At 64.3% G+C, this 9,041-nt stretch carries 8 protein-coding genes; 7 read left to right on the top strand and 1 reads right to left on the bottom strand.

All coding sequences use genetic code 11. From position 1 onward, the window contains the following. The first annotated feature begins 419 nt into the window (after positions 1–419). Both IRZ12_RS12740 and IRZ12_RS12735 read left to right on the top strand, forming a co-directional pair. A complete protein-coding gene (locus IRZ12_RS12740; protein WP_296468987.1) occupies positions 420–1,256 on the top strand; it encodes a fumarylacetoacetate hydrolase family protein in 837 nt (278 codons plus the stop codon). Positions 1,257–1,289: 33 nt separating this feature from the next. Then, positions 1,290–2,231 (top strand): VOC family protein, encoded by a 942-nt coding sequence (locus tag IRZ12_RS12735; RefSeq protein WP_296468985.1) that lies wholly within the window; start codon positions 1,290–1,292, stop codon positions 2,229–2,231. Positions 2,232–2,324: 93 nt separating this feature from the next. On the opposite strand, the gene IRZ12_RS12730 is transcribed toward IRZ12_RS12735, so the two are convergent. Beyond that, positions 2,325–4,010 carry an FAD-dependent monooxygenase gene (locus tag IRZ12_RS12730; RefSeq protein WP_296468983.1) on the bottom strand — a complete coding sequence of 562 codons (1,686 nt, stop codon included), beginning with the start codon at positions 4,008–4,010 and terminating at the stop codon, positions 2,325–2,327. A gap of 166 nt (positions 4,011–4,176) precedes the next feature. Between IRZ12_RS12730 and IRZ12_RS12725 the strand changes: the two genes are divergently transcribed. From IRZ12_RS12725 to IRZ12_RS12705, 5 genes are all read left to right on the top strand, one after another. After that, positions 4,177–5,094 (top strand): LysR substrate-binding domain-containing protein, encoded by a 918-nt coding sequence (locus tag IRZ12_RS12725; protein ID WP_296468980.1) that lies wholly within the window; start codon positions 4,177–4,179, stop codon positions 5,092–5,094. Between the two features lie 40 nt (positions 5,095–5,134). Then, positions 5,135–5,611 (top strand): hemerythrin domain-containing protein, encoded by a 477-nt coding sequence (locus IRZ12_RS12720; RefSeq protein WP_296468978.1) that lies wholly within the window; start codon positions 5,135–5,137, stop codon positions 5,609–5,611. A gap of 154 nt (positions 5,612–5,765) precedes the next feature. Further along, on the top strand, positions 5,766–6,245 hold the full coding sequence (locus IRZ12_RS12715; protein ID WP_296468976.1) for a hemerythrin domain-containing protein: 480 nt from the start codon (positions 5,766–5,768) through the stop codon (positions 6,243–6,245). 166 nt (positions 6,246–6,411) lie between these two features. Further along, positions 6,412–8,346 carry an FAD-binding monooxygenase gene (locus IRZ12_RS12710; RefSeq protein ID WP_296468974.1) on the top strand — a complete coding sequence of 645 codons (1,935 nt, stop codon included), beginning with the start codon at positions 6,412–6,414 and terminating at the stop codon, positions 8,344–8,346. Positions 8,347–8,517: 171 nt separating this feature from the next. After that, a partial coding sequence (locus IRZ12_RS12705) for a hypothetical protein (protein WP_296468972.1) occupies positions 8,518–9,041 on the top strand: 524 nt, incomplete at its 3' end.

Below are 9,041 nucleotides of genomic sequence, written 5' to 3'. Positions count from 1 at the left end.
CTCCACTTCGCCTTGCGTGAGCGGAATCACCTTGCCCATCTGCATAGCCTGCATCAGCACTCGGGCGTTCTCCGGCAAGTAAATCGCCGCCTTCACGCCTCCCATCCGCGTCGTCCAATTGGTACGGGACTCCCTCGTGCTGACCGACGAAGGCTGGCGCATCGCGCATAAATCCGCCAAAGCCATCTTCCGAAGCGGCCCCGCGCACTGACGTGCCGGCGGCGCGCGAAGCCCTCGCCGAGCCTCTCCTGCTACCGATACCCAAGGGGTATCGGTAGGGCAAATCGGCCATCTTCCCAATCCTCGCCCCAGCTTTTACGCTTCCGGATCGGACGGCGGCCAATGCGCGCCCGACGCATGCCGCCCGTGCCGCGATAAGCGACTTCCCGCCTCGCCCCCCAACCCGAGAGGAATGCCCCATGCGCTATATCCGCTTCATCCACCAAGGCACCAAGTACCTGGGAGCCCGGGACGGAGACGACATCCGGATCCTCGGGGAAGACTCCCTCGAGTCCTTGCTGGCTGCCGGTGTCGACCTCGAGACGTATGCAAAGACCCGCACCGGCGGCACGCTGGTGAGCGAAGCCGACGTGACATTTCTTCCCATCCTGGAGCGCCCGGCCAAGATTTTCTGCATTGGCTTGAACTACGCAGACCACACCAAGGAAAGCCCGTACGAGCAGCCTTCCTATCCGACCATCTTCCCCCGCTACCACACGAGCCTCGTGGGCCACGGCCAGCCCATCGTCCGACCGCGCGTTTCCGATTCCCTGGACTACGAAGGCGAATTGGCCGTGGTGCTCAAGCGCGGCGGGAGGCATATCAAGAAAGAAGAGGCGCTTGGCTGCGTCGCCGGCTATGCATTGTTCAATGACGGTTCGGTGCGCGAGTACCAGTTCCTGTCCCCGCAATGGACGGTGGGCAAGAATTTCGACGCCACGGGAGCGTTCGGCCCTGAACTGGTCACGGCAAGCGAAGTCCCGCCAGCCGCGCGCGGTCTACGGCTCGAAACCCGCCTCAACGGCGAGGTCGTGCAGTCCGCCAGCACGGACGAAATGATCTTCGACATTCCCACCCTGATCAGCATCATCAGCGAGGCGATTTCCCTCGAGCCTAGCGACGTGATCGTCACCGGCACGCCCGCAGGCATAGGCTGGGCCCGCGAACCGAAACTGCTGATGCGTCCCGGCGATATATGCGAAGTGTCCGTCACGGGCTTTGCGCCGCTGCGCAACCCGATCGAAGACGAAGCCTGAACGCGCCGCAGCCAAGAAAAAAGGAGGAGAGCGATGACCACAGCGACCACCCTTGACCATGCCTGCCGCAAGGCTGCGGTGCATTCCATCGATCACTATGCGCTCACCGTCCCCGATCTCGACTTGGCCGGGCATTTTTACACTGCATTCGGCCTCGAAGTCGCGCACGAAAACGGGGGGCTCGCCCTGCGCGCGCAAGACGGCCACGTATGGGCGAGGATTTACGAAGGCGAGCGCAAGGCGTTGGCTTACCTGAGCTTTAATTGCTTTGAAGAAGACCTGCCTGGCATGCGCCGCCAATTGGACGAGGCGGGAGTGGCGGCCGCGGGCGATGCCCCCCGTGCCACGCGCGAAGGAATCTGGTTCCGCGACGTCGACGGCAACCTCATCCAGGTGAAGAGCGGCCCCAAGACCATGCCCGACGCAAAGCCGCCTCTGCGTGACATCCACGTGCCCGCCGATAGGCGCGGCGCCAGCCTGCGCAAGCAGGTCGCGCAGGTCCGGCCCCGGCGTCTCTCGCACGTATTGCTGTTCACGCCCGACGTCTCGCGCACGCTCGATTTCTATGTCAAGACCCTGGGCCTGCGGCTCTCGGACCGCTCCGGCGAGAATATTGCCTTCACCCATGCGCCGCATGGATGCGACCACCACCTGGTGGCTTTCGCGCGCAGCACGGCCCGCGGCTGGCACCATGCCGCCTGGGACGTCGCCAGCATCGACGAAGTCGGACAAGGCGCCGCGCAAATGGCGGCGGCCGGATATAGGCAGGGCTGGGGCACTGGCCGGCACGTGCTAGGGTCGAACTTTTTCCATTACGTGCGCGATCCCTGGGGCTCCTACTGCGAGTACTCGGCAGACATCGATTACATCTCCGCCGGTTACGAGTGGCCCGCAGGAGACTTCGAGCCGGAAGACAGTCTCTATCAGTGGGGGCCCGACGTGCCGCCGGAGTTCATCCAGAATACGGAGGCCTGAGCAGCGGGCGGCCCGCTTCCTCGGCCGCAGGCCGTGCTCCGCCGGCGGCCGCCCTGTGCATCTTCCAGCACTACCGCGGCCGCAGCCGCCGCACTAGCCCATGGCGCGCCCCGTCGCCAGCGCCAGCAGGGCACCCACATCGGCCTGCGGGCCGCCGCGCCATGCAACGTGGTGATCGGGCCGTATCAATACTCTGTCAGCGCCATACAGCGCATGCGCCGAGCGGTCGCCAACCTCGAGCAGATCCAGGCGGATGCCGTACCCGTGCGCTGCAGCGCGCCACGACGCCTTCTCGGCCTCCCCCATGCGCGAGAAAGCCAACAAAGTGAAATCGCGGCCGAAAAGATCGAATAGCACTTTGCCTTCCACGACGGCATGAGGCGCGCGCGAGCCGGGCACCGCGACCGGTTCGTAGTGGTTCGGATCGTCCGGGGGAACAGGGCCGGGTTCCTTCGCCACGATGGGGCTACCGAGGTAACGGACCCCCAGTTGCAGTCCGGGGATGTTGAATTCGCTCGCCACGTGCGCCGCCAGCCGCCGGCCCAGCTCCGCCCTTGCCCGCTGCCCAGGTTCGCCCGGCTCGTCGAGGGTCGAGTCCGGACGCATATTGCCTATGCTGTCAGCCATGCGACGCGCGAACGCCGTGTTGCGCAATGCGATCGGACGGCGCTCGCTATCGTAACTTTCCAGCAACGCCGGCGGCGCGCCCCCTTGGACCACTGCCGCCAGCTTCCAGCCCAGGTTCACCGCATCGTCGATCGACGTGTTGTAGCCCATGCCGCCCGTCGGCGTGAATAGATGCGCTGCGTCGCCCGCCAGGAACACGCGACCGGCCGCCATTTTCTCGGCCACCAGCATGTAGCCGGCAACCCAGGGCATGCGGTCGATGAGTTCGAAATCGAATTCGCGGCCGACGACGGCATGCGCCACGGCCCGCGGGTCGATGTCCGCCGGGCCTTGCCCCGGCGCAAGCTGCACGGCCAGCAAGAACGTCTGCACACCGTCGATGGCGATCAGCAGGCCGCGCTGTCGCGCGTTGACCGCCCAATACTGCCAAGCCGGCGGCTTGCCGATCACGCCATAAAGCGTCCTCGACCGAAAATAAATCGACAGCATCTGCCCGCCGAAAAAATCGCGCTGCACGCGGCTCTCGCCTGTGTATCCGACGCCGATGGCCTTGCGCACCATGCTCCTCGGACCGTCGCAGCCCACGACATAGCGCGCGCGCAGGCGCCACGGCGCACCGCCATTCGAAGGCTCGACAAGGAGGGTCACGCCGTGGTCGTCCTGCTCCAATGAAATGGCCCTCTGGCCCAGGCACAACCTGACGCTCGCATAGGCCGCCGCGCGCGCACGCAATACCGGCTCGATCAGCATCTGCTGGACGCGATGGGGCAGCTCGGGCGTGGGCCAGGCTTCGCGCCCGTAGTCGCCCGCATCGACCGTGGAGAGATCGCCCAATGCGCTGCGCCGCGCTGCCTCGCTACGCGACGGAATCCGGAACCGGGCAAGTTCGTGGTCTGCCAGCTGCGTGCAATAAACCACGTCCTGCGGATAGTCTGGCGGCAACCCGAGAGCCCGCACCTCGTCCGAGAATCCGCGCCGGCGGTAATGCTCCATCGTCCGCGCGGACGTCGCGTTGGCCTTGGGAAAAGCGGGCGGGTCGGCATCTTCCTCCAGCAGGACGCACGGAACGTCCCGGCATCCCAATTCGATCGCCAACATCAGCCCCGCCGGCCCGCCGCCCACGATGGCGATTTCGGTTTGCATCGTTTCCATGCGCAGCTCCTTCAATCGGATAGCGCGGGCGCCACCCTAGGTATCCGCTTGAATAAAGCCATCGTCCGTCTCCTAGATATTGGCATGTCTTGCGCGAAGTCTAGAGACGCCCGACGCTAACAGAAAGATGGCAAAATTCTCCCGTCGATACCTGGGCGTTATCGCCATGAAACTGCATCATTTGCGGGATTTCATCGCCATCGCGGACGCACGCAGCGTGCGGGGCGCAGCCCGCGCGCTCGGGCTTGCCCAGCCTGCCCTCACGCGCAGCCTGCGGGAACTGGAAAACGAACTTGCCACGCCGCTGCTCGAACGCCATGCCAGAGGCGTCGTCCTGACTCCCATCGGCGAGGCCTTTTATCGACGCGCGCACGCTGCGATGGCCGAGATCCGCCGCGGCCGTGACGAAGTCGCGCAGCTCTTGGGCACGCCCTGCGGTTCCGTCACCATAGGGCTGTCCAGCGCCGTCTGGCTGTCCATGGCTGCCGAGGTCCACGTGGCCTTTCGGCGCGCTTACCCTGGCGTCCGCCTGCGCATGGTCGAGGGGTTCTTTTCCACGCTCGAAGGCCGATTGCAGGACGGCACGCTCGACTTCTTCATCGGCCCCCGCCCCGCGCGGCCGGTTGGGGACAGCTACAAAGTGGAGCTCCTGTTCCAGAACCAGCGCGTGGTGGTAGGGCGCAAAGATCACCCGAAGCGGCATGCCAAGCGGCTCGCGGAGCTAGTCGACCAAGAGTGGATTCTCACCGGCGTGCAAGAACGCCGGGAGGCGGAGTTCGAAGACGCATTCGCACGACACGGGCTGCCGCCCCCTGTCCCGATGACCCAAGCCGAGTCCATGGTCGGCGTAGCGGCGCTGCTGTGCTCGACCGATGCGCTCGCGATGTTGCCCAAGCAATGGTTCCACTCCAGGCTATTCGCAGGCGTGATAGAACCCATTCCCTTGCTGGACGAAATCGATGCCCCGGACATCGTTTTCATCTCGCGCGCCGGCGTGCCCCTCACGCCCGCCGCCGCCCACCTGGCCGCGCTGTTCGAACGCGTCGCCGGAACACTCCGGGAGGTTGGGCACGGCGCTTGCTGAATGGAACCGACCTCGCTGAGAGGATACTTTGGAGAGTTCCATGAACAAATCGACCATCCCGGCCCTGCAAAAGGCCGCTCTGGGCATGCTGCTCGACGACCATCGCAACGCGAAGAAGCTGTTCAAGCAATTCAAGGAAGCCGAATCGGACGCCGAGAAGGAAGAAATCGCCCAAACCGTCTGTAAGGAGTTGACCGTCCACGCCACGTTGGAAGAGGAACTCTTCTATCCCTTGGTCCGCCGCGAGGGGGGCAAGGCCTTCGCCGACCTGCTGGACGAAGCGGTCGTCGAGCACGCCAGCGCCAAGGACCTCATCGCCCAGGTCCAATCCATGCGGCCAAGCGACGAGATGTACGACGCCAAAGTGACCGTGCTCTGCGAATACGTCACCCATCACGTCAAAGAAGAAGAAGAGGAAATGTTTCCCAAGGTCGTAAGCAAGAAAATCGACCTGCGGGAAGCTGCCGAGATGATGGCAGCCCGCAAGGAAGAACTCATGGGGACGGTGGCCGCCTGACCAGTGGGCTGGGCGGCGAACGCCAGGGGGTGGATTCCTGCCCCCGGCGGCCTTGGCGAAGCGGGGCGAGGCCCAAAACTCATATACTTGCAACGATGCGGGAGCTTCCCTCCCGGCAGGTGTATGACCTGACCTCGCTTAAGCCAAGAATCCCATGAAGCAAGAACCCACGTTACGTGACGACCAGGCGCCCATCCCAGAAAGCGACACCAGCTTTCTGTGGTCCGACGCCCGCCTCCTCGGCTTCAACCCGATGGACGAGTCGCACAAAGAGTTCTACGACGTCGCTTTCCGGTTGCTGACCTGCACCGAGAACTCCGCGGCCGCCGCGCTCGACGCGTTCGAAGAACACCTGAAGGAGCACTTCGGCCAGGAAGAGGAGTGGATGCGCAGCACCGATTTCCCGCCTTCGGACTGCCACTTCCAGGAACACGAGGCAGTCATGAAGTCCACGCGGGAGGTCCGGGAGTTGTTCTTGGCGGGCAAGGCGGATGTTGCCCTCATCCACGATTTCGCCCTGCATCTTTTCCAGTGGTTCCCGGGACACGCCGACTACCTGGACGCTGCGCTCGCCGCATGGATGAGCAAGCGCACCTACGGCGGCAAGCCCGTCGTGCTACGACGCAAGCTGTAACCAGGGTGCGGCTGCCGGCCCGTTCCGGTGGCCCGCCGCGTCCGGCAGGCCGCCAAAGTCGCGCCTAGGGATTCTCCTGAGCTTGCGCAGAGACGAAGCCAGTCGTGCCTGAGATAATGACACGTCTGCCAAGTCGTGACGTGTCCACCTTTCCATCTGACGTGCCATGCAATTCCACCTGAACGGATTCAAGACCGGCGATCCCGCCATCTCCGAGCCCGCCCCTCATGCCGTGGGCGCTCGTGCCGATGTCCTCCCCCAAGAAGTCGACGTGCTGATCGTGGGCAGCGGGCCCACCGGCCTGACCTTGGCCGCGCAACTGGCCGCGTTCCCCGACATCAAGACGTGCATCGTTGATCAAAAGCCCGGCCCGCTGCAGTTGGGCCAGGCCGACGGCATCGCCTGCCGCACGGTGGAAATGTTCGAGGCCTTCGGATTCAGCCACCGGGTGCTGAGGGAAGCCTACTGGGTCAACGAGACCTCGTTTTGGAAACCCGACGACAACCAAAGATCCCACATCGTCCGCGGCGGCCGCATCCAGGACACCGAGGACGGCCTCTCCGAGTTTCCGCACGTCATCCTGAACCAGGCCCGGGTCCACGACTTCTACTTGGACGTGATGCGCAACTCGCCATCGCGCCTGGAGCCCGCCTATTCCCGCCGCCTGCTGGAGCTCAAGGTCGACCGGTCTGGAAACGATAGCCACCCGGTCACGGCCCGCTTCGAGCGCGTCGACCCCGAACACCAAGGGCGGGTCGAGGTCGTCAAGGCTCGCTATGCGGTCGGCTGCGACGGCGCCCATAGCACCGTGCGCAAGTCGCTGGGCCGCGCGCTGCATGGCGAATCTGCCAACCAGGCCTGGGGCGTCATGGACGTGCTGGCGGTCACTGACTTCCCCGACATCCGCATCAAGTCGGCCATCCACTCGGCAAATGAAGGCAGCGTCCTGATCATCCCGCGCGAAGGCGGCTACCTGGTGCGCCTCTACATCGAGCTTGACAAGCTCAACGAGAACGAGCGCGTATCCAACCGCCAGATCACAACCGATCGCCTAATCGCGGCTGCCCAGCGCATCCTGCACCCTTACACGCTCGACGTGAAGGAGATCGCCTGGTGGTCGGTCTACGAGATCGGACAGCGGCTGTGCGAGAAGTTCGACGACGTCCCGGCAGAATTGGAGCACGAGCAATTCCCGCGCGTGTTCATCGCCGGAGATGCCTGCCACACGCACAGCCCCAAGGCCGGCCAGGGCATGAACGTCTCCATGCAGGACGGCTTTAACCTTGGATGGAAACTTGCCGCGGTTCTGCGCGGCCGCTGCATCCCCGAAGTCCTGCATACGTATTCCAAGGAACGCCAGGCGGTCGCCAAGGAGTTGATCGACTTCGATCGCGAATTCGCCAAGATGTTCAGCGCAGCGCCCAAGGATCCTACCAAGGAAGATAGCGAGGGCGTCGATCCCGCGGAGTTCCAGCGTTATTTCATCATGCAAGGCCGCTTCACGGCCGGCACCGCCACGCACTACCATCCGTCCCTCATCAGTGCCGAACCCGTGCACCAGGAACTGGCCACAGGTTTCGTGGTCGGCATGCGCTTCCATTCTGCGCCGGTCATCCGCCTGGCCGACGCCAAGCCCATGCACTTGGGCCACACGGTCAAGGCCGACGGACGCTGGCGCGTGTTTGCGTTCGCCGACCGCGAAGACCCGATGCAGCCCTCGGCGCGCATCCGGGCGCTTTGCGAATTCCTTGCCGACTCGCCACGATCGCCGGTCAAGAAGTACACGCCGGCGGACATGGACATCGACGCCGTGATCGACGTGCGCGCAATCTTCCAGCAAGGGCATCGCACGCTGGCGCTCGACGCCATGCCGTCTTTCCTGCTCCCGCGCAAAGGACGCTACGGCCTGATCGACTATGAAAAGATGTTCTGCCCCGACCTCAAGAGCGGTCAAGACATCTTCGACATGCGCGGTGTCGACCGGGAACGCGGGTGCATGGTAATCGTGCGGCCCGACCAATACATCGCGCATGTATTGCCGCTCGACGCCCACGAAGAACTGGCGAATTTCTTCGCCCGGTTCATGGTGGAAGCGCGCTAGTACCTCCCGCGCCCGCCTTCGGCGCGGGCGCCGCGGCCTTGCCCGAAAGCGCCAAGCGCAAGGCCCAAGTGCCGTCAACTCAGGAAAGCCCCAACCAACGCTGCTCGGCCATGAAATGTGGGGTCTACATAAAATCCACGCAGACTCCCACTCACCGGAGACAACTCCACCATGTTTCGACGCACTGCCCTGGCCGGGGCCCTTCTGCTGTCGGTCTGCGGCACCGCCGCGGGTGCCGACGAAAAACTCCGTTCCAAGCTTGAAGAGATCGGTGTCAATCTTGCCACGGTAATGGGGGCCGCGGATTACTGCGGCGGCAATTCCCAAACCCTGGTCGATCTCATGTCGCGCAGCTACGCGCATTTCAAGCTCGATGAGAAAGACGCGCGGCAGATCCGCACGGCCATCGAGGCGCGTCGCCAAGAGGCGCGATCGCAGGCGGCGGAAAAATTTTCCAATCAGGCTTGCCCCGGCGACGTCCGGCAGAAAGTCAACGCCACGCTCGAGGAGCTGGAGAACATGTGGTACCGGGTCGTGCAGAACGAGACGGGCGTAGACATGCGGCAGGCCCCCCCGGCTTCGCCTCCGCAGGCCACCCCGAACGCCACCGGGGCCGCATCGGCCCCGAATGCAGTGCCACCTGGCAAGTACAGCTGCTATACCTTCGACAACGGACAGCTGAACTACACCTATAC

It is taken from the genome of Pigmentiphaga sp. (assembly GCF_019689535.1).
Classification (GTDB): Bacteria; Pseudomonadota; Gammaproteobacteria; order Burkholderiales; family Burkholderiaceae_B; genus Pigmentiphaga.
Note: the sequence above shows the minus strand (reverse complement) of the source record. Positions and strands in the feature narration are given on the sequence as shown.